Below are 20,184 nucleotides of genomic sequence, written 5' to 3'. Positions count from 1 at the left end.
GCCGTTCTCGTCCTGGATGCCGGTCATCGCGTTGGGCAGGCTGGTTTGCCCGATGTAGGCAGCCTCGTTGAAGCCATAGAGACGATAACGAGCGTCGGGATACGTCACCTGGGCGATATTGCTGCTGGCGGAGACGTAGTAGTAGTAGAGCGATTTATTGTCCGGCAGCGTGATGGAGTTCAGGCGCGCGGAGCTGTCGTAGAAGAACGTCAGCTTCCTGCCTTTGGCATCCGTGACGGTCTTCAATAATCCCAGGCGCGGGTAGGACGTCGACGTCGTGGTGCTGTAGGTCAGCGTGATGCCTTGGCCATCTTGTCCCAGCACCTGGATCAGCTTGCCCGTGCTGTCATAGGTTTCGGTTTCGCGGCTTCCGCCAATAAAGGCCGAGTAGCCGGTGACCACGCCCTGACCATCGCGAATTTCCGTCAACTGGTCGACCGGGAGATCCGTCGTCCAGGCGCTGCCTGATTTGGTGAATGTCTCCTGCTTGCCGTCCGGCCGCAGCATGATGATCGTTGCCACGGGAGTACCGATCAGGCGCAGCGAGCGGTCAAAGCTGTGACGCCAGCGGAAGCCGAGATTGGCCGGTGCCACGGCACCGCTGCTGTTGTAGAAACGGCGGAACGACAGCCAATAACCGGCAACGTAATCGTCTTCCTGAAGGTAGTAGCTGCCCGTTCCGGCATCGATAGGATCGCCCAACCGCGGAGCGCCCATGGCTTCCGCGCAGGACGAGCCATTGGCGTTGCCGCTCGCACCCGAGCCGCTACCGCCACCACCGCCGGCGGTGCCCAGGCCACCGTCGCAGAACGCGCCACTGCCAAGGTTCCTGGCCACGTCGCCGCCGTAACGTATGGCACTCACGGTACCCGGGCTGCAACCGGTCTTGGCGGTCCAGGTACCGCTGAAACTCGCACCATCCGGCGTGACGTTGACGATGGTTTTGTCTTGGCAAGGCGTGTTGGTGCCGCCGCCTCTCGCCACCAGCGTCGTGTCGTTCAAGGTCAACGTATTGCCGGAGACCGTACCCGTGACGGACCAGATGTACCAGTTGGTGCCATTGGTCTGTGGCGTCGTCTTCCGGGTGCCCGTGACATTGCCGCTGTCGTCCTGGCGCAGGTCGAATTCTTCCTCCCACGCCGCCGCAGTGGCGTCATTGGGGGCCTGCAGGTTGCCGTGCCACAGTCCGGTCACATTGACTGTCGCAATAGCGGTCGCCCTGATGGTGGCGTGCGACTGAGCCAGCCTCGGGGCAATACCAGTACCACCGCTGTAATCCTGCGCATGCCCCGCAGCAGCGAGGAGCAAGGCGAAGCAGCCGAGCAGGAATCTCGGCTGCATAAAGTAGGGGTACAGACGCTCGAGACTCGAGCGCATCCAGATGGCGCGCAGACGCGCACGGGAAAGGCTAATCACCCCATCACTCCTTTGACGGTTAAGCGGTCAATCGCATGTGGCCAGGGCACGCGATGCCCTTGTGCAGATCCGGCAGGCCGGCGAGAAGCCTACTCAAGAATGTCGAAGATTTGCAAAGGGCACGTGAAAAACAGGTGGGCGGATCGACCTGTAAGCTCCGCATCAGCCATCCCTGCAGCAGCGAGAAGCGTGTCCGGGTAAAACGCAGGGGACAGCATCTGGCGTAACCGCTGCAAGATCGTTCCCGCCACCGCAACCCATGCCCGTTAACCTGGGCATCCCTCACGATGAAAGGAGACATCGTCATGCCCTGGATCAAGACCGCCAATGCCGCGCAGTACGAAGGCGCCGACTGGTCGAATTACGTAAAGACCGTACCCAACTGCACGCCGGCCCAGGCGCAGTTGATCGCTTTTCAGGATCCCGGCATTTCTTACTTCTTCTATTGCCGGGACCACATGGTTCTGACCAACGGGCGCAGTTTCAAGCGTGGCGACGCGGTGTTCTTCAACAGCACGCAGGCCCCCTGGTACGGCAGCGCGCCGCAATGCGACGCTTATAAACGGCAGTGCGTGGCGGTGGCCTATGCCAGCATCGGCGGGGTGAAGGCGGCGGCCGACCTCACCTACAACGGCGCCCCGGCCCTGGACGCGATCCTGTTTCCAGCCAACCTCAATCTGAAGTCCACGGGGCTACCGAACGACACTGCCTGGGTGGATCCCAACGGCGCCGGCCCCACCATGCTGCGCGCCAACCCCGACATCATGCGGACACTGACCGGCGACGACATCGCCTATGCCCATGCCAAGGGCATCGCCGTGTTGCTGACCGGCCTCAACAACCATGACGCCGCCGGCTGGTCGGAGTTTCCGGCGACGGCGGCGGGGCAGGCCGACGCTCAGCAGTTCGCCGCGCAATGCCAGTACGCGCTGTCCACCTACCACGTGGACGGCATCGACATCGATGACGAGTATTCCGCCGGCACATCTGTGCAAGGATCGCTGGCCATGGTGGGTCATTATGTCCGTCAGAGCATCGGCAAGGCCTCGTTCTCTAAGGCCTTGTTCGACGACACCGACTATTTCCAACCCAGCTATGGCGGCACCAGCCTGGGCCAGGAGCTGACCTGGGGATGGACCATGTCGTATTGGATGGGTCCGCAGGACCAGTTGTCCCTTTATCAGGAGCTGATGCCCAACAGCCATTTGCTGTGCGGGTTTCAGGCTGGCTTTTACAGCCCTACGACCGGCGACCTGCAATGGATGGCGCAGCAGGGCTATGCGGGGGTCATGGTCTACAACGTCGGCGCGACGGACAACCAGGCCCTCTTGACCACGCTGCTGTCCGGCTGGCCTGCAAGCTGACAGATAGGCAGGGAGAGGGGGTGGTAATGGCGAGATACATGCGGACAACTTCCATGTGAGATCGCGTAAGGGGCCAGGATAGTCCTGGCCTTGTCCTGCTGACGCGCGAGGCTCGGGGAACCAGCAGCCAGGTCACTCGCCGCTCATCCGGCGGCAACGGCAACCACGCGCCCGTCGCCGGATCCCTGGAATCGCACACACAGCGGCACTTACGTATTCGCGTGCCGCACGCATGTCCGCGCGCAAGACGCACGCGAAGGAACAGAAGCAACCGATAGTCCACAGGCTCCAATCCAACGCAAACCGTCTGAATCTAACGACGAGCACAGAATCAAGGGTCGAGTAACCACGCAAACAAGAAAGGCGTACCGGTTGCCTCTGCTTATTGCGCTCAGTGCTGCAAACCGAGCTGCCTCGGTAGACGACTCAATGATTCTGCCAACCGATCAGGCGAAGCCGCTCATGATTTGTGCTGGCGGAAGCGCTTTCTGGGGAGCTTTATATGACCCGTAGACCCGACAGTTCTTGGAGTTGGCTTTCAACGGAGTCGCGTAAGTAAAAGGCGTCTACTTCATACCGCTGCAAGATTGGATCGAATGCGGCGACGAAGAAATACGCGCTTTTCACAGGCCATGTACGGCCTTGAATCTAGTCTCATAAGCCGGGAATCCTGGCGCTCATCGCACGCAGTGATCACGTCTGTGAAGACGGGTGCCTCTTGGCAAACATCACGGCTGACAAAGTCGAATTAAGGAGCGTATCGGCTTCCTCCATTCGCGGGTCCAGCGATAGACACTCAAACTTTTGAGCACCCCCTCCCATATCGGAGCGGGGATCGTTGTGTTGTGTCCAGGCAAGGAGTGCGGCTATGTCTTCGAGTGACGCGAAAATCAATCTGACGCTGGCTTTTGTACTCAACAACGCCACTGTCGATGATCACGGCAACGCCATGCAGTATCCGGCGCCTTCGGCGGTGCAGGAGAACATCGTCAAGCGGGTCAAGCAATCGACGTACGCGAAAGACTTCGCGCTGGTGTGGGGGCCTTCCACCTTTTTGGATCCGGGGACGACCAGCGGGGATACCAAGGGGTACTCCGCCAACGTGACCGCGATTTTCAAAGGGCCCAAGGGCGACTATCGCGTGGTGACCAGCGGCACGAATCCGAAGTCCGACTTCGACATCAGCGAAGAGGACAACGACATCGCCCAGACGGCGTTGAGTGCGCTTATTTCCTCGGCCCCGTGGGGTACGTCCATATCGAAGGGCGCCATGGCGGGTGCGCAGAACATCCTGCAGGGCAGCACCCCCATGGGTGGCAGCCTGCTCGGGTATCTGACCAACCATGCGTCGAACGGGGGCACGATCACCGTGGTGGGGCATAGCCTGGGCGGAGCGCTGGCGTCGGTGCTGGCGCTTTATCTGAAAGCGGAGCTGTCGTCGGCAACCGTCAACTGCTTTACCTTTGCCGCGCCGACGGCGGGGAACGAGCAGTTCGCGGATTACTTCGATACGACCATGACCGGCCTTTCAACCAGGTTCTTCAACAGCAAGGATATCGTGCCGGACTCGTGGAGCGCGAGCACCATCAAGAACATCCTGACTATCTACAAGCCTGACATCGACACGCCGAAGAAGATCCAGGACGACATCAACAAGAACCTGGGGGCTCTGAAGTTCCTGAACTTCAAGCAGCCCAGCGAGGGGCAGCAGCAGCTTACCGGGGCCGTGAACACGGGGCTGATCAAGAATGACGATAGCGACTTCGATCGGCAGGTGGGGTATCAGCATGTCGATGCGTATCTGACGTTGCTGGGTATGGCGGCGGGGGATGTCTGGTTGCCGCCGGCCAGTACGGTGAGGGGTGAGGATCTGGTGCTTGGTTGAAGGTGTGGATGGAGTGGTGCGTATCGACCTTGCGCTCCGCCCGTAGCCTCACCCCAACCCCTCTCCCGAAAGAGGGGCTTAGCATCGCGGCGCACACAAACGCCGCAATACCCCTCAATCTTCAAGGTGGAACCCTTCTCCCCCCGGGAGAAGGTGGCGGCAGCTGGATGAGGGTTCGGGCGAAGCGGTGCACATCACTCTTACGCTCCGCCCGTACCCCCTCTCCCGAGGTGGCAGCACGAAGAACCGATGCATGCCCGGTTCGCCGAGTCGATCCGGTGGGATATCGGATCGGGCCGCTTCCAGGCGGGCGCGCGCCTGCCCGGAAACTGCTCGATGGCCGTCGCCCTGGGGGTATCCCGCACGGTCATACTGATGGCTTACGACCAGCTGGAAAGCGAGGGCTATCTGGAGTCGCGCTCGGGCAGCGGCACGTACGTATGCGCGCGCCCCGCCGGCATGTCCGCGCGCAGGGCGCTCGCGGAGGAACAGGTCGAGGCACCAGGCGCCACGCAACTGTCCCGCCTGGCCCGGCGCGCCGTGCTACCCGCCATGCCCGAGGCGGAAACACCCGCGTTCGATGGCGACGTGATCGATCTCGCGCAACCGCGCGTGAAGCCCGACCCGCGCAGCCTCAAGGCATGGATGCAGAACCTGATGACGCTGCTGCGCAGCCGCGACGCACCCGACTTCCCCGAACTGCAAGGCGCCATCGCCCCGCGCAAGGCCCTGGCCGGCTATCTGCGCGTCGAGCGGGCCATCGAGGTGATCCGGATGACATCCTGATCGTCAGCGGTGCACAGCAGGCGCGCGATCTGATCGCCCGTGTGTTGCTCGACGAAGGCGATGGCGTGGGGCTGGAGGAACCGTGCCACCGGAACGTGCGCCACACGTACGAGGCGCCGGGGGCGCTGATCGTGCCGTGCCAGATGGGGCCGGACTGCATGGACATCGAATGCCATGCGGCGGCGCTGGAGGGTGCGCGGCTGGTCAACGTGTCGCCGTCGTTCCAGTTTCCGACCGGGGTGGTGATGTCAGAGGAGCGGCGCAGGGCGTTGCTGCAATGGGCCTATGTGCATCATGCTTGCGTGATCGAAGATGATTTCGATTGCGAGCATCGGTTGGGGTGCGGAATTCGCCGTCGTTATGGTCTATGAATCGGTAAGGGCTCAACGGAGACATTTCCCTTCGTGATCGAGGGGAACATGAAGTCCGAGAAGTGAGAGGCGCAAAGCTGGAGCGTCGCAGAGAAACTCAAATCACTAGAAAACGTAGAGTCGAGCCCATGTCGCAGACGAATTTCCACCTACGTGAACGACGCCGACCTCGGGGGCAACCTGACCCTCCTATCTACAGCCTTGCAACCCAGGCTGACATCCTCCAAGCGTTTAACTCCCCACCCTCATGCACCAAGCGTAAAATTGGCATATAATACATAGCGTTACAGGCGGTATCGAATGCTGCCCTATAGTTTACGTTGTAGCGGCGCCTCGGGTCGGCGCTGGCTAAGTCAGGAGGCATCAAATGTTCTTACCCTCAACCACCGGTGGTGAATGTCGCATCTGTGCACTGGCGTTGGGTTCTGTACCTAAGCAAGGATACGACCAGCCGTGGGCGGAGAATGATCGTTATTTTGCTATGGCATCTGTCGGGGCGCTGGTGCCAGGGTGGTCTTTGGTGTTTCCAAAGAGCCACGCGCTCAATCTCCTCGAGAACCTATCCGCCCCCTCGTTCTGGGAGTTTGTCGGTAGCGCTCATGCCGCAATCGAACAGCGCTACGGACGTAGTGTGATATTCGAACATGGTTGCCAGTACAAAGGCTCCCTAACTGGATGCGGAACCTCGCACGCACACTTACACATTGTGCCGTTGGGTGCGGGGATAGTTGAGGCGTCCCGAAATTATGATCCTTCACTCATTTGGGCGCCCTGCAAGGCTAAAGACATACCGCAGCTAGTAAGAGGGGACGAGTACCTATTTGTTGCAGATTCTTATGATGGGGCGAACACCATTGGGCAGGTGACGCTACTGAGCGAGGGACGGTCACAATACTTCCGGCGAGTCATTGCCGACATGCTTGGTCGTCCCGGCGAATATGACTATAAAACCCACCCACATGCTGATATTGCCGCACGAGCTGCTGCCTTGTTGCGCGCAGATATGAACCAGCTTCAACAAGCGTCTGCTGCTTGAATAACGAAAAGACAACTGGTCAGGAGCAAAACGGCGCTGCAGATAAGGCGGCGGAAAAAGATACTGCTGCCGCACGTCAGCATTCCGTACCACCGGGTCCGGAAGATGAAGTAATCAATGACGACGAACGAGAACGCTTCAATTGGAAATCTCGGTATCCCGAGGAAGCTTTGAAGCGTATTCGTTGGGAAGCTGCATACGTGCTGGCAATCTTGGCCTTTGCTATGGCTGGGCTGCTGTTTACATGGCGGGGCGACGTGTATGACTTATTTTCATGTGGCTGTGCCTCATGTCGCTCGGAAACATTCAATCGCTATTCCTACCTATTTTTTTCCGGAATGCTAGGTGGCAGCCTTTTTGGCCTGAAATATTTGTACAAGGTCGTAGCACGCGGCTGGTGGAATTTAGATCGTGGTTTATGGAGGATATCGTCGCCGTGGCTGTCTGCCGGCCTTGCGTTCGCTGCGGGCGCTCTCGCACACGCAGGGCTATTTGGGTTTGATGTGAACCATAGTCGCGGTGGTGCTTCTTTTGTGTCGCTAGGCTTTATCGCTGGCTATTTTGCAGACAGCGCTTCTCGAAAGATGCAGGAGATCGCAGATATCCTGTTTGGGCGTCCGCAACAGCCTAAGAAGGACGAAAAGCTACTAGTAAAGAAGAAGGGTGATGAAGCCGGTAGTGTTCCGGATCATTCTCCACGTACGTAGCAGTTGAACATGGAGTGTTCGACCTTGCATCCCATTACTCGCTCTGTCCTCCTCGTCGAAGGTGATCATTGGCGGTGGGTGCCACCGGAGGAGGCCACCCCCGAGTTGCTAGGTGTCAAAGCAGCAGGTCTGCTCCGGGTGCCTGCTGCCTGGGTGCCCCCATTCTTTGTAGTATCGGGCTCATTTCCAGTCTCTCAACCAACTATTAGTGCGGCTGCCGCTGAGGCGAGGCTGTCAGTGGTTGATGTCTATGTGAGATCCAATGGGACTGCAGAAGGCGCTGACGAGCGAGGCGCCCTCGATAGCTCGACATGCGAACTAGACAGAGCTGCATCAGCTATAAAGCAGATGCAGGCTAGCGATGTCTTTAAGAAAGAAGAAGGACGCCAAGACATTCACTTCATTGTTCAGTCGCTCCTTCCATCGAAGGAGAAGGGGCATCTATCCAATGAACGTCGATTGTCGAGACATCCACGCGATTGGCACGTCGAAATCGATGGTGGCTCGATCGAGCCTCTTGGGGTCAGAAGGTGGCGAGATGCTTCATCAGTTCAAAAAATCGCCCTCGTCGCGGACAATAGGGCTTCCATACCCAGAGCCCTGAGGTCAGTGGCTGCTTGGGTGTCGCCATGTCGCGTCCATTTTGAATGGATATGGGATGGGACCCACGTTTGGATTGTTCAATTGGATTTCCTGCTCCCAAACGCAGAGGGTGTAAAGCCCAGCAGCTTAGTGAGCAAAGCACTAAGACCGAACTTTGATCCTGCCAACCTGCAATGTTTTTCTGTTGCCAATGCCGAGCATTTTGAGAAGTATGGCAAGCTGAAGAACGCTCGCATTTATGTCGAGCTCGGCTATGACATGCCGTCCTTTTTTGTCATGAATCGGCCGGAAATTATTGACGCAATATTGCAGGACAAGGTGGTGCCCGAGGCTCTTCGCCGTGATCTTAAAACCCTGTGCGCATTTCCGTTCGTTATACGAACCGATGCGACAGGACTTGCTGGTCATAATAAGCAGATGCTACCTCGCAGCGATGAACTTCGTTCCTCAGACGCAGCGGTGTCTTGGCTATTGAAATCTTTTCGTACCGTGATGCTAGAGCTCGAAGGCGCCCGCGACATCACACTGGTGGGGCATCATTTTCTGCCAGCAACTGCATCTGCGTGGGCACAGGCGCAACCAGATGAGCGCCGAGTGCGCATCGAGTCGCTGTGGGGGATTCCCGAAGGCACCTACTATTTTGCGCATGACGTATATGACATCGACACCGGCGTCGCCAAGCTAGAGCAAGGCGGAATGGAGGGGTGCCGGGAAATGTCGGTTCGCGAGCGGTTCAAGGGTCGGTTTATTGCACCAAATGATTCCGGAGACTGGATTGTTCAGCAGACGGACGAAACTTCGGACTGGGCTCGAAGTGTGCGAAAAAAAACCTGGCTTCAGGAAATCGCCTGGACAACCCGAAGAATAGCCGTTCGTGAGGGAAAGCCAGTTGTAGTGATGTGGTTTGTCGACATACCTCAGATGCAATCGAGGCACGAGGTAATGCCGTGGTATCACGAAGGTTGGGAACCTGTCGCAGGTGGTTATAAAAAAGCTGCACAGCGGAAGAAAGTTCGGAGCGCCGAGTTCAAGGAAATTTCGAACAGGGAGTCATGGAACAAGCTGAAGGAGGATGTCGCTCACGATATTCGGATCGAGCGAGTCTTCATTAATCCTGCGGACTCTGAGATTGTCAGGGATAGGCAGTTTGTTAAAGAGCTGGCCGATCACGCGCAACAGCATGGATACGTTGTTGAGCTGGGCGGAGGTCTGCTTTCGCATGCCTTCTACATGTTGAGTAAGGCAGGCTGTGCTGTTGAGTGCGTTGATTTATTCGGCGTACAAGAAGAAAACATTGAGTTCAACAAATTAGTTCGCGACCTGATCCCCAGAGGCATTCAAGAGCGCGGCGAGCAGGTGGAAATTGTCCGGGTGACTGGCGACGCTCTTATCGAGTCGCTAAAGCGGAAGATCGTTGAGGAGGTTTACGAAGTTGTCGATGCCAAGTCAGCTGGGCCGATTGTTGAAGAAATTGCGGACGTAGAAGAAGTGATTGATGGGCTGCTGAAGGCCCTAGGTATCGATCGCACCGAACTTTTGAATGTCCAGACGAAGAAGAGGCACCGACGGGGTGGGTTTGATCAGGGCATCATGCTCGTGCGAACGTCATTGGCTACCCCAGTGGTTGATAGCCCACCGTTAGATGGTGCATCGCCGGATCTTCGCTCAATTTCCCGACCCGAAGACTTACCCGCGGCGGAGCAAGATTTCCATGTCGATCGACGAGTAGATGTCAGCGGCATTCCCGAGAGACAATTAACGTTGACTCTGCCGGCTCAGGCGAATTCATATGCCTCAGGTACTCATCGGTTTAGTTTGGAAAACCAGGACGGCACGCCCCATGATCTTGTTTTTTCTGCTCAAGTAGAGAGATACGGCGCGCAGTTGAAGCTCAAAGTAAAGCTAACTAACGCTGCAGTGCAGCTAGGCTTGCCTTTCGACGAGCCTGAATCAAAGTGATTTTTTTTCGGCCATCGCTGGACTTCCGCGTTTGAGGTAAGGCCGCGACGGCAAGGTTATATTCCCGTAGAACATCGCCTCACTTGCATACTCTCGAGACGCGTGAGTTGAATAATAGGGAGAGTAGGTTAAGCCGTCGCAATCTTTATAGATCTTTTGGATCGGCTGACAATCATCGTAGGTTAGCAACCACGGTGTTTTGATTTTCTTAATGACATTCGCAATCGCCTCATGATCTGTCGGGCTATAATAGTTTCGATAGAGTTGGGCCCCCTTTACGTAGTAAGGAGGATCCAAATATACAAGGCTCCGCTTTCGAAGCTTTGAGCGGATGCTTTTGATCAAGCGAAGCGCATCAACACCATGAAGTTCGATGTCATCGCGTCGCGCATGAATCAGTGCGATGCGATGGGCCAAATCTTCACGGTTGAAGCGCGCATCGATTTTGTATTTGCCGGACTGCCCCTTGCCTCCGATCACCCCCCCCGAAAGAATGCCCGATCTGCTCGTGCGGTTCACAAAAAATACCGCAAATGCTAGGTCCAGCGTCGAATACTGAGAGGGAGCTGCAAGGACTGCACGCTGCTCTTCCCGAACGGCGAGAGTTACCTTAGTGCGAAGAATCCTTTCTTGAAGCTTGGCGCTCTGGTTGAGCACAGCCCACCAGAACGCGCATATGGCGGGGTCAGCATCATTGATGATGATTCGGCCAACTTTCTCGGTGAGCAATAACTGCAGCGCAGCTCCGCAGCCGCCGGCGTACGGTTCGACGTAGACCCCCCCCGTCAAATCGTTGTGCTCGATGACCGTGGCAAGCCACGAGGCAAGTTGTCCTTTTCCCCCGGGGTAACGGAGCGGCGTATAGAAAGACATGGGTACCGTCGCATAGTCCTTTCTAATTATGCGGGAAACACGAACCGACTACGCCCCCCCCTTAGACAAGGACGCCTCAAATCGTATACGTTTTGGGGAATCTACCTCCAGCCATAGCCGCTAGCTAGCCTTAGCGGCGGCCCGAAATCAGCTTTTTTGCCAGAAAGCCCTGGCATCGGCAAATTTTAATAAAATCAAATAATTAAACGCCACGGGAGAGGCAGAAGCAGCTTGATGGTAGGAGCCACTTCCACCCCGTTAAGCTTGTCAAAATGCAGTTCGCTACGGTGCCGCTACCGACCGCACAGTCTGACCTTGCACCCGCTCCCACTGCATCCTCATATGCGCCTGCGTCGCACACCGCGTCCCCATCTCCACAAACGCAGCAATCCCCTCCAGCATGATCGGCAGCCGATGCACATCGACACTGCCACGTTCATGCACCAACTCCACCAACACCTTGACCGCGTTGTACGCGTACTGCAGCCACTCAGTAGCATCATTCAACAACTCATCCGGCCCCGCACTGGGATCGGAGAAGTAGTTGGTGTGACGGATGATCCACGGCTCGCCAAAAACATGGTTGTTCATAAGCAACTCCTTGCTAAGCACCGCACCCTCACTCCGAGAACGGCACGCCGCCAGCATCACGACGTGCCGCGATCACACGGACTCGAGGGTTCACCGGCGGCCTAAGGGTTAGGCGCCGGGCGGCTTGATTGAGGAAAGGGGGTGCGGGGATCGGAGGGTTTCGCTGTCGCACAAGGCACCGTGCCGTGTAGGACGGCTCGGAAAATTTCCAGCGAAAACTCTTACCCGCAGTTCTTCAACCGCGTCCGCATTGTCGTCGGACGGCCCGGATGGTCGGTGGGTGTGTCGCTGAGGGGATCAGCGAGCGTACGACTGCCGTATGATCTGGGGTAGCCATGATCAACTCCACGTAAGTTGGTGATGGTTAGCGGGTCAGGGGTGCTAGTAACACCCTTGGCCCGCGCTCTCACAGCATTGAACTGCCATGGTTGCCCGCGACGCGCATCGAAATCACACCGCGGGCAACACAACCAACCTATCAAATCGATTTTTGACTGTCTGTAGGCTCACGCCCGCATTGCACGTGCGTGTTGCACTTTACAGACCAGTCCGATGGCATTCGCTGCCTTAAAGCCCTTCGATCAGCTTGAGAATCTTCTGGAACTGATCCAGCTGATCCGGCGCCTTGATCATGTGCACCAGCACGGCCGCCGCTGCCGCCTGCTTGATCATGGACATATCGGTTGCTTCCGTCACTTTCTGGAAACCGCGCAAGGCATCCGCGACCACGCCCATCAACTCGCGCGCCGCGTCGCACCACGGCGTGGCGTTGTCGAGCCCGTGGATGTGCGCCAGCCTGGCCACCTGTTCGAGCTGCGGCACGGCATCCGGCAAGGCGGCGGCCACTGCTGCCGGCGAGGCGTCGGCAGGCTTGGCGCCGTCGATTTTCGGGCCGCTATCGGCCGTGTCGATCGAAAGCAGCTGGATCACGGCTTGCGTCGTCGCCGCCTGGGCCAGCATGTCGCTCTGCTGCTGGCTGTTGACGGCATTGTGCGCGGCATTGCCCAAGGCAATGGCCGCGACCTGGTAGAGGTAGGCGAGGGACGTGGCCGCCGCATCGCCGGCGGCACGGATATTGGTCTGCGTTACAGCGTCGGTAATCTGAGGATTGACCGTGGTCGGCGTCGACATGAGAACTCCCTTCTGAGTGTGGTCGCCTGATAGCGCTTGATCGGGTCCGCGCAACAGGTTCGGTGGCCTGTGGTCGTGCAGGTTCGGATGCGGTCCAGCCTTCCTAGGATGATCGAAACGGAGCCGCGCCGTATAGCTCCCTCCGTCTCGTTCGCGGCGGGGCGGAAGGGGCGGCCGGGGCGCCGGTCCGGCGTCATCGCACCCCACGCTAGCCGCATTTTCTTGCGCCCCGAAGACACTTTCCCCCCGACGCAAAAAGCGTAGACCATGCGCGCCACGACCTTCGCCACGCCACCCATCAGCCATCCATCCTCAGGGGGAAACACCATATGCAGACCCGCATCCTGGGCACGGTCATGCCCGTGCTGGAAGTCCAGCTCGACCCGAACGACAGCATCTTCGCGGAGAGCGGCGAGCTTTCCTGGATGACCTCATCGATCCAGATGACCACCCACACTCAGATGGGCGGCGGCGGCGGGCTGTTCGGTGCGCTCAAGCGCATGGTCGGCGGCGGCAGCCTGTTCATGACCGAATACAAGGCGCTGCGCACCACCGGCGAAGTGGCGTTCGCCACTAAGGTGCCGGGCCATATCGTGCCGGTGTCGGTGAGCCCGGGTAACGAGTACATGGTGCATCGGCATGGCTTTGTCTGCGCCACGCCGCAGGTCACCATCGGGGTGGGTTTTCAGCAGTCGCTGGGCGCGGGCATTTTCGGTGGCAGCGGTTTTGTGTTGCAGAAGGTCGGCGGTACCGGCACGGCGTGGCTGGAACTGTCCGGCGAATTGATCCGGAAGGACCTGGCGCCCGGCGAGACCTTGCGCGTGCACCCGGGGCATGTCGGCGCGTTCCAGTCGTCGGTGAGCTTTCAGATCACGACGGTGCCTGGCATCAAGAATGCGCTGTTCGGTGGTGACGGCCTGTTTCTCGCGGTGCTGAGCGGCCCCGGCACGGTTTGGCTGCAGACGCTGCCGATCTCGCGGTTGGCGCATCAGATTGCGGAGTATCTGCCGAGTGGGGAAGGCGGCAGTGGCCGCGCGACGCTTGGCGGTGGCTTGGTCGGCGGCATCGTGGGTTCGCTGTTGAGTGGCGATGACAAGTGATCGGTAGCCCGGCGTGGGGCGGGATATCTACCGCCCTTGTCCATTGATGGCGTCTTGCCCGCGGATGATCGGGCGGCGCGCCGAGACATCGCGAGGGATCCATGGCGGATATCGGACAGACCGTTTGGAACTACGGCATGGTTGTCGTCGCCGTGGCCTTTCTGGGCAAGGTCATCTACGCGTGGCGGACGGGGACGATCAGGATGCCTGGCTGGAATCGAGGCCCCGAGCATGACTACCGGCGTGCGGTAGAGCCGAAAGCGTTTTATCGGACGGTGGTTGGTTTTGGCCTTGCGGCGGTCTTTGCGGGGTGTATGGCGTGGGTGGGGTTTCATCATTTGGGGATGGTGGCGAGGTAGCTACACCGGTCCCCTTTAGCCCACTTCCGCTCGGTCAACAAACCTCACCTCGTAGTATCTGGTGAACAGACCAAGCCAGCGTATTTCGGCCAGGTAGTTGGTGATGAGCGGAAAGATTCTGGCTCGCTCCTCGTCGCTTAAAGCCCTGCTTTCGTGCGAGCGGCCAACGGTGCCCGGCAGATAGATGGTCCACACTCCTTTGACCAGGGAGATGTCGAATCGGTACAAACCGTTCTCATCGACATACTCCAGCCCCTCGTTCCGGGCGACCAGGTAAAGCTTGTAAGCCATGGAAGCCACCACGCCCAGAAGAATGAGGCCGCAGTCTAGACCTCTTCGCAGCAGGCAGCCTCGAAGCTGAAGCGCCTTCCCGGCGACTGGCGACCCGCTCCAGCCGCCGGATAGACTGGCCACGCAAGGCATCCGGACATGGATGCCCGACCAGGCAACGATTCGGGGGAATCCATGGCTGTCAGCAGTTCTCGCTTTTCCGGCTTGCTCAAAGCCGGATGCCTGCTTGCGATCGCCGTGACGATCCACCCGAAAGCCATGGCGGCCGGCCAGGAGCACATCGAAATCACCCTGACACGATCGGCCTGTTACGGCTCATGCCCCGCCTACCAGGTGACGATCCACGGCGATGGGCTGGTGCATTTCACCACGGGCACGTCACCCGTCGACGCGGTAGATGCCGTGCATCGGCGGTTTGCACGTGCAAGAGGGGTATTGCTGCCTGGAACGCATGAAGATCGGATCCAACCAGAAGCGGTGCAAGCCTTGGCAAGGCAATTCGAGGCGGCCGATTTCTGGCAACTCAAGGACGAGTATCGAGCTCGCGTCTCCGATTCGCCGACTAAGGTGGTGACCCTTGCGGTAGCCGATCGGAAGAAGACTGTGATCGATTATGTGGGCACCGAAGCCGGCATGCCGAAGGCGGTGAAAGAATTGGAAGAAGCGATCGACCGCCTCGCCGGCACGGACCGTTGGGTTAATGGGACCGCCGACCTGATCCCATGGCTTGAAAAGACGCACTTCGACTTTCACTCGAACCAGGCCGCGGTCCTGGCCGTCGATGCCGAAGCCACCCATGCGGACGAGGCCACGGTCATCGCGCTTATCGAGCGTGGCGCTCCGCTGGATCAAACCGCGTTGCCATCCATGCCCCTTCCCGGCAATGCGGAGGTCGCTGGCATCAGCTTGATCGAAGACTCGATCCGGCGAGGGCATGCGGAGGTGTTCAAGCGGATGGTGAAAGGCGGATGGCTCGACCGGCTTGGCAAGGCCAAGGCCGCCGCAAGCTTTGCCGACTTGGCGGCGGGCTGCTCTCCCGCCATGGTCGATGCGGCCGCCGATGCCGGCGTCGATATCGATTTTGCTGTGTCCCACCCGAGCCAGGACAAAGACGAGCCTCAAGAAAGAACCGCGCTGGCGATGCTCGAAGACTGGGGCTGCACCCAGAACGAGGCCGCGCGCCTCCCGACCGCCGAGCGCCTTCTTGCGCGAGGGGCGAACCCCAATCATCGCGACAGCCTGGGACGAACGCCGCTCTACGGCGTGCATCGACTGGACGTCCTGAACCTTCTTCTGGCGCACGGCGCCGACGCAACCGCGAAATCAAAGGACGGCAACAGCATGCTGTTCGGCAGCTGGGACGAAGCCGTCATCCTGCGGCTGCTGCAAGCCGGCGCGAGCCCAAGGGGGCGGTATGGCGATGACGGAAGGACGCTTGCCCAGATGGCCAAGGCACAGAACATGGCATCCGTGACGAAGTGGTTGGCGGCGCATCCTGGGGCGTACCGGCGCTGAAAGCCGGGCGTCAGCCGCTCGTAGGCTGCTCGCGCCTCCCTGAGGCTTCAAGCATCCACGCCCCACGGCGTCGGCTAGACATTCTGTGTGCGAACGCCCCGCCTTCGTCACACACCCATTACCCCCACGTGAAATGTCATTGATGCCCACCGATCACCACCGTGATTCGGCGCGCGTGGCTACTCGTCGGCCTTGCACCCCGCCTAGCATCGGCGGTGCTCAGGGCATGACCCGGCCCCGCCTTGCAGAGCGTGCAAGCCAATACGGGCGATGACTCCAGTGCTGCTGGAGCTTCATTTCACTGTCGTATCAAGGGGTACTTATGCGCCTGTCAGCCATTGCCATCGCCTGCATGCTGGGCCTTTCCGCCAACGTATCCGCCGCGGACGTCAAATCGATCTCGCGGCTGGCCGCGGGGCCGGCCGATATTCTTTTCGTTGCCGACTGGAAAGCCGCGGAGGTTCACGCGATCAAGCTTGCGCCTGCGAGCCGCCAACCCACGGGCGGCGTGTTCAATGTCCTCGACCTGGAGAAGCTGCTGTCCGACCAGGTCGGCGGCGCCAGGGTCGCCGTCGAAGACATGGTCGCGCGCCCCGGCACCGGGGAAGTGTATGTAGCCGTCAGCTACGGTGCGGACAAGACGCCGGCGCTGTTCGTCGTGACCAGCGACAAGAAGGCGCGCCGGGTCGACCTGAAGGCCGCGCAAGGCACGTCGGTTGCGCTGCGCGATGCGCCCACGACCAATGAAAAGTTCTGGAAAGAGATGCCCGAGCGCAGCTTCACCGTCACCGATATGAAGTGGCACGACGGCGAACTGTTCGTGGCGGGGCTTTCGAACCAGGACTTCGCTTCGACGCTGCGGCGGATCCGCTATCCGTTCGATGCGAAGCAATCGATCACCTCCGTCGAGATCTTCCATGGCGGGCACAACCTGATCGAAACGCGCGCGCCGATCCGCGCCATGAGTTTCGCGAAGCTCGGCGGCCAGCCCTATCTCGTCGCTGCCTATACTTGCACGCCGCTGGTGATCATCCCTCTGGATGAGCTGAAGGATGGTGCGCATATTCGCGGCAAGACCGTCGGCGAGCTTGGCTACGGCAACACGCCGGCCGACATGGTTTCCTACTCGCAGGCCGAGCAGGGCAAGACCCGCGACTTCCTCATGCTGGTGAACTACAACCGCGTGTCGAACATCATCCCGGTGTCGGAGCTGGATGCGGCGCGCGCGGGTCCGGGCATCGACAAGCAGGTGCCGTTCGGGCAGATCGCCGGCCTGAACGTGGCGCAGGCGCCCCTGGCCGGCGTGATGCGGCTGGACAACCTGGACGACAAGTCGTTCATCGTCGTCCGGCGCGACCTGCAGCACGACGAGCTGCAGCTGGTGTCCATGGGCAAGGACCTGAGCTTCCGCCTGTCGGACCACATCTCCGAGTACGCCTTTCCGAACTTCAGCTTCAAGGGCAACGCGTTCCAGGAGAAGTACATCAAGCCCAGGCAGGACATGCTGCTGAAGGACGAAGGCTTTCCCGAGCTGATCAAGGCTTCGGACTGAAGCCATGCGATGGCAACTGCTAGTTGGCAGCATGGCGTTCGCCGCCATGCTGCCCATCGCACGAGCCGCGCAGCCGGCGCCGAAGGTGGTCGCCGTCCAGCCTACCGGCGCCGAGGTACCCGCCAACCTGCTGCGCGTGTCCGTCGTCTTCGCTGCGCCGATCGACGGCGAGGTGTTGTCGAGGATCGCGCTGTCCCGTGCTGACGGACGTGTATTGCTGGAGCCGTTTCTGCCGCAGGAGCTGTGGTCGCCGGATGGCAGGATCCTCACGCTGCTGTTGCATCCCGGCCGCGTAAAGACCGGCCTGGTGGCGCGCGCGCAGCTTGGTTCCATCGTCAATGAAGGAGACGATGTGGTGCTCAGCTTCGATGGGCGTCCTATCAAGCGCTGGCATGTAGGCCCTGTGGACAGTAATGGCCCAGTCGCTTCTGCCTGGAAGCTCTCGCATGTGCGGGCGGACTCGCGCGAGCCTCTTGTCGTGACGCTCGATGGTGCCATCGATGGCTTGGATGTCGATTATCTGGCTGTCGTCGATGCCGGCGATCATCTCGTCGACGGCCGGCGCCAGTTGCGGAATGGCGAAACGACGTGGACGTTCACGCCGGACGCGGCGTGGAAGGCCGGCGACTACCGGCTGATCGTGCGAGGCACGCTGGAGGATCCCTCCGGCAATCGGCTAGGCGGGCACTTTGAAACGCCCATGGACTCTCCACAGCCGCCGGCGGCCGATGTCTCGATGGTGTTTAAGGTTGGGGCGGATGGGGCGTTCTAGCGGATCAGCAGAGGCGGCGGATGGGCGCTCTCGCCATTCGGCCGCAGACATCGAGTACGCGCCTGACTGCGGCCCTGCATGGGTGCCTCAGTCGTTCAAATAAGACCACACCTTTGAAATGACCACGGAGCCTTCGCCCACGGCGGAGGCCACCCGCTTGACCGACCCCGCCCGCACATCGCCCACCGCAAAGATTCCCGGCTGCGATGTCGCGTACGGCGAATCCGCGCCCGCCGCTTCTCCGGTTTCGACAAAGCCTTTCTGATCCAGCTTGACCAGTCCCGACAGCCAGGCGGTATTGGGTTCCGCGCCGACCATGATGAAGAGGGCGCAGGTCGGCAGGGTGTAGTCCGCTCCGCACTGGCTGTTGTGGACGGTGACGGCCTCGATCCGCTCGCCGCCGTGCAGCAGGCGCACTGCGGAGCCATATTCGATGGTGATCTTCGGATCCGCTTCCAGGCGACTGGACAGGTAGCTCGACATGGACGACGCCAGCGAGGTGCCGCGCACGAGCAGACGGACACGGTTGGCAGAGCGGCTCAGGAACATGGCGGCCTGGCCCGCGGAGTTGCCGCCGCCGATCACCAGTGCCTCGCCATCTTTGCAATAGCGCGCTTCGTTCTCCGTGGCGGCGTAGTAGACGCCGGCGCCTTCGAACTCCGCCAACCGGTCGATCGGCAACCGCTTGTACTGCACGCCGGTCGCCACCACGATCGCGCCGGCCAGGATGCGCTGGCCATTGTCGAAGGTGGAGCAGAACTTGCCGTCGGGTCGGCGTTCCACGCTCACCACGCGCCGCGGCATGATGAAGCGCGTGCCGAACTTCATCGCCTGCACCTCGCCGCGCCAGACCAGGTCGGCGCCGGAGATGCCGGTGGGGAAGCCCATGTAGTTCTCGATCCGGCTGGAAGTGCCGGCCTGTCCGCCGATGGCGATGTCTTCCACCACCATCGCGCTCAAGCCTTCGGCGCCCGCATAGACGCCGGCTGCTACGCCCGCGGGCCCTCCGCCGACGATCAGCACGTCCACGGCCTCCTCGTCGGGCAGCTCGTAACTGAGGCCCAGGAGCTTGGCGATCTTGTCGGGCGTCGGTTCGCTGACCACGTGGTCGCGGCCGAAAATCACCGCCGGGTGATCCGCGGAAATCGCACAGCTGGTGGCGATCTGCCGGGCCAGCGCGCTGCCCAGCGCGTGGGATGCATAAGGGAGGCGGTTGCGGCTGGCGAACTCGCCGACGCGCTGGACATTGCGGTCGATATCCTCGCCGATCAGCACCAGCGTGCCGTCGCGCTCATCGAGCTGGCGGCGCCGGCGCGCCGAGAACACCGTGATGATGATGTCCGACATCTCCGGGATCTCGGACATCAGGCGCAGCATGGCGGCGCGCGGTACTTCCAGCACGCGGGTATCCGTCACGGCGCGCATGGGCAGCGCCCATACGCCACCGTTGAGGAACGAGATCTCGCCCATGAACTGCGTCGGGCCCAGGGTCGAGGGGAAGTGGCGTTCGCCGGTGAACGGGTTGACCACCTCGATCTCGCCGTCCTCGACGTAGACGAAGCGATCGATCGGATCGCCCAGGTTGACGATGAGGCTGCCCGCCGCATAGTGCGCCACGGTGCCTTCCGCCCGCATGGCCGCGACGTGGTTGCTGTACAGCGGCACCCGCTGCATTTCCCTCAAGTCGCGCCCGATCGTTTCCACGTCGCTCTCCAAAGTTGCGTTGACCGCTTATCCCATACGGGAAGGCGGAGTTTGTCCACTCCCTCGTAGGTTGGGGTGAGCCGAAGGCGAACCCCAACATCGCCACGTCCAAGCGCCCCGCAACGTTGGGGTTCGCCTGCGGCTCACCCCAACCTACGGGCGTCCGATC

General features: G+C 60.2%; 18 protein-coding genes. 12 read left to right on the top strand and 6 right to left on the bottom strand.

Annotation, left to right across the window (positions count from 1 at the left end; all coding sequences use genetic code 11):
- On the bottom strand, window positions 1–1,416 hold a 1,416-nt coding region (locus BM172_RS19505; protein ID WP_245778728.1), incomplete at its 3' end, for a DUF6531 domain-containing protein.
- Window positions 1,417–1,721: 305 nt separating this feature from the next.
- Here BM172_RS19505 and BM172_RS19500 point away from each other — a divergent pair.
- The 7 genes from BM172_RS19500 (at window position 1,722) to BM172_RS22315 (ending at window position 10,127) form a co-directional block, all read left to right on the top strand.
- Complete coding sequence (locus tag BM172_RS19500) at window positions 1,722–2,780, top strand: glycoside hydrolase family 18 protein (RefSeq protein ID WP_051548550.1); 1,059 nt, start codon at window positions 1,722–1,724, stop codon at window positions 2,778–2,780.
- Between the two features lie 868 nt (window positions 2,781–3,648).
- Window positions 3,649–4,665 (top strand): lipase family protein, encoded by a 1,017-nt coding sequence (locus BM172_RS19495; RefSeq protein WP_026634874.1) that lies wholly within the window; start codon window positions 3,649–3,651, stop codon window positions 4,663–4,665.
- Window positions 4,666–4,914: 249 nt separating this feature from the next.
- Window positions 4,915–5,451: a GntR family transcriptional regulator gene (locus tag BM172_RS22830; protein ID WP_026634873.1), complete on the top strand. Its 537-nt coding sequence runs from the start codon at window positions 4,915–4,917 to the stop codon at window positions 5,449–5,451.
- A gap of 41 nt (window positions 5,452–5,492) precedes the next feature.
- Entirely contained in the window at window positions 5,493–5,822 is a 330-nt protein-coding gene (locus BM172_RS22825; RefSeq protein WP_026634872.1) for an aminotransferase-like domain-containing protein, read from the top strand.
- 367 nt (window positions 5,823–6,189) lie between these two features.
- The gene (locus BM172_RS22325; protein ID WP_143096561.1) at window positions 6,190–6,858 is read left to right on the top strand and encodes a hypothetical protein; all 669 of its coding nucleotides are present in this window, start codon (window positions 6,190–6,192) and stop codon (window positions 6,856–6,858) included.
- Window positions 6,855–7,565, top strand: a complete 711-nt coding sequence (locus BM172_RS22320) for a hypothetical protein (RefSeq protein ID WP_143096560.1) — start codon at window positions 6,855–6,857, stop codon at window positions 7,563–7,565. The genes BM172_RS22325 and BM172_RS22320 overlap by 4 nt, the downstream gene beginning before the upstream one ends.
- A gap of 684 nt (window positions 7,566–8,249) precedes the next feature.
- The gene (locus tag BM172_RS22315; RefSeq protein ID WP_143096559.1) at window positions 8,250–10,127 is read left to right on the top strand and encodes a nucleoside triphosphate pyrophosphohydrolase; all 1,878 of its coding nucleotides are present in this window, start codon (window positions 8,250–8,252) and stop codon (window positions 10,125–10,127) included.
- Here BM172_RS22315 and BM172_RS19480 read toward each other — a convergent pair.
- From BM172_RS19480 to BM172_RS22995, 3 genes are all read right to left on the bottom strand, one after another.
- The gene (locus tag BM172_RS19480) at window positions 10,119–11,000 is read right to left on the bottom strand and encodes a DNA adenine methylase (RefSeq protein WP_081805136.1); all 882 of its coding nucleotides are present in this window, start codon (window positions 10,998–11,000) and stop codon (window positions 10,119–10,121) included. The two genes, BM172_RS22315 and BM172_RS19480, sit on opposite strands and share 9 nt — an antisense overlap.
- Before the next feature lie 282 nt (window positions 11,001–11,282).
- Entirely contained in the window at window positions 11,283–11,591 is a 309-nt protein-coding gene (locus BM172_RS19475) for a hypothetical protein (RefSeq protein WP_026634871.1), read from the bottom strand.
- A gap of 567 nt (window positions 11,592–12,158) precedes the next feature.
- Window positions 12,159–12,722 (bottom strand): RebB family R body protein, encoded by a 564-nt coding sequence (locus BM172_RS22995; RefSeq protein ID WP_081805135.1) that lies wholly within the window; start codon window positions 12,720–12,722, stop codon window positions 12,159–12,161.
- 329 nt (window positions 12,723–13,051) lie between these two features.
- On the opposite strand from BM172_RS22995, the gene BM172_RS19465 reads away from it, so the two are divergent.
- Window positions 13,052–13,822: a TIGR00266 family protein gene (locus tag BM172_RS19465; protein WP_026634870.1), complete on the top strand. Its 771-nt coding sequence runs from the start codon at window positions 13,052–13,054 to the stop codon at window positions 13,820–13,822.
- Window positions 13,823–13,923: 101 nt separating this feature from the next.
- On the top strand, window positions 13,924–14,181 hold the full coding sequence (locus BM172_RS19460; RefSeq protein WP_026634869.1) for a hypothetical protein: 258 nt from the start codon (window positions 13,924–13,926) through the stop codon (window positions 14,179–14,181).
- 15 nt (window positions 14,182–14,196) lie between these two features.
- Here BM172_RS19460 and BM172_RS19455 read toward each other — a convergent pair whose 3' ends face one another.
- Entirely contained in the window at window positions 14,197–14,472 is a 276-nt protein-coding gene (locus BM172_RS19455) for a hypothetical protein (protein WP_155964701.1), read from the bottom strand.
- 174 nt (window positions 14,473–14,646) lie between these two features.
- Here BM172_RS19455 and BM172_RS19450 point away from each other — a divergent pair, with 174 nt between their 5' ends.
- From BM172_RS19450 to BM172_RS19440, 3 genes are all read left to right on the top strand, one after another.
- Window positions 14,647–15,987 (top strand): DUF6438 domain-containing protein, encoded by a 1,341-nt coding sequence (locus tag BM172_RS19450; RefSeq protein ID WP_026634867.1) that lies wholly within the window; start codon window positions 14,647–14,649, stop codon window positions 15,985–15,987.
- 322 nt (window positions 15,988–16,309) lie between these two features.
- Entirely contained in the window at window positions 16,310–17,539 is a 1,230-nt protein-coding gene (locus BM172_RS19445) for a hypothetical protein (RefSeq protein WP_035323087.1), read from the top strand.
- A 4-nt stretch (window positions 17,540–17,543) separates the two neighbouring features.
- The gene (locus tag BM172_RS19440; protein ID WP_051548546.1) at window positions 17,544–18,311 is read left to right on the top strand and encodes an Ig-like domain-containing protein; all 768 of its coding nucleotides are present in this window, start codon (window positions 17,544–17,546) and stop codon (window positions 18,309–18,311) included.
- Window positions 18,312–18,398: 87 nt separating this feature from the next.
- On the opposite strand, the gene BM172_RS19435 is transcribed toward BM172_RS19440, so the two are convergent.
- Entirely contained in the window at window positions 18,399–20,015 is a 1,617-nt protein-coding gene (locus BM172_RS19435; protein ID WP_026634864.1) for an FAD-dependent oxidoreductase, read from the bottom strand.
- Window positions 20,016–20,184 lie beyond the last annotated feature (169 nt).

Origin of the sequence: Dyella marensis, from assembly GCF_900112865.1 — a bacterium.
Lineage (GTDB): Bacteria > Pseudomonadota > Gammaproteobacteria > Xanthomonadales > Rhodanobacteraceae > Dyella_D > Dyella_D marensis_A.
This window is presented reverse-complemented; position numbering and strand designations above follow the sequence as displayed.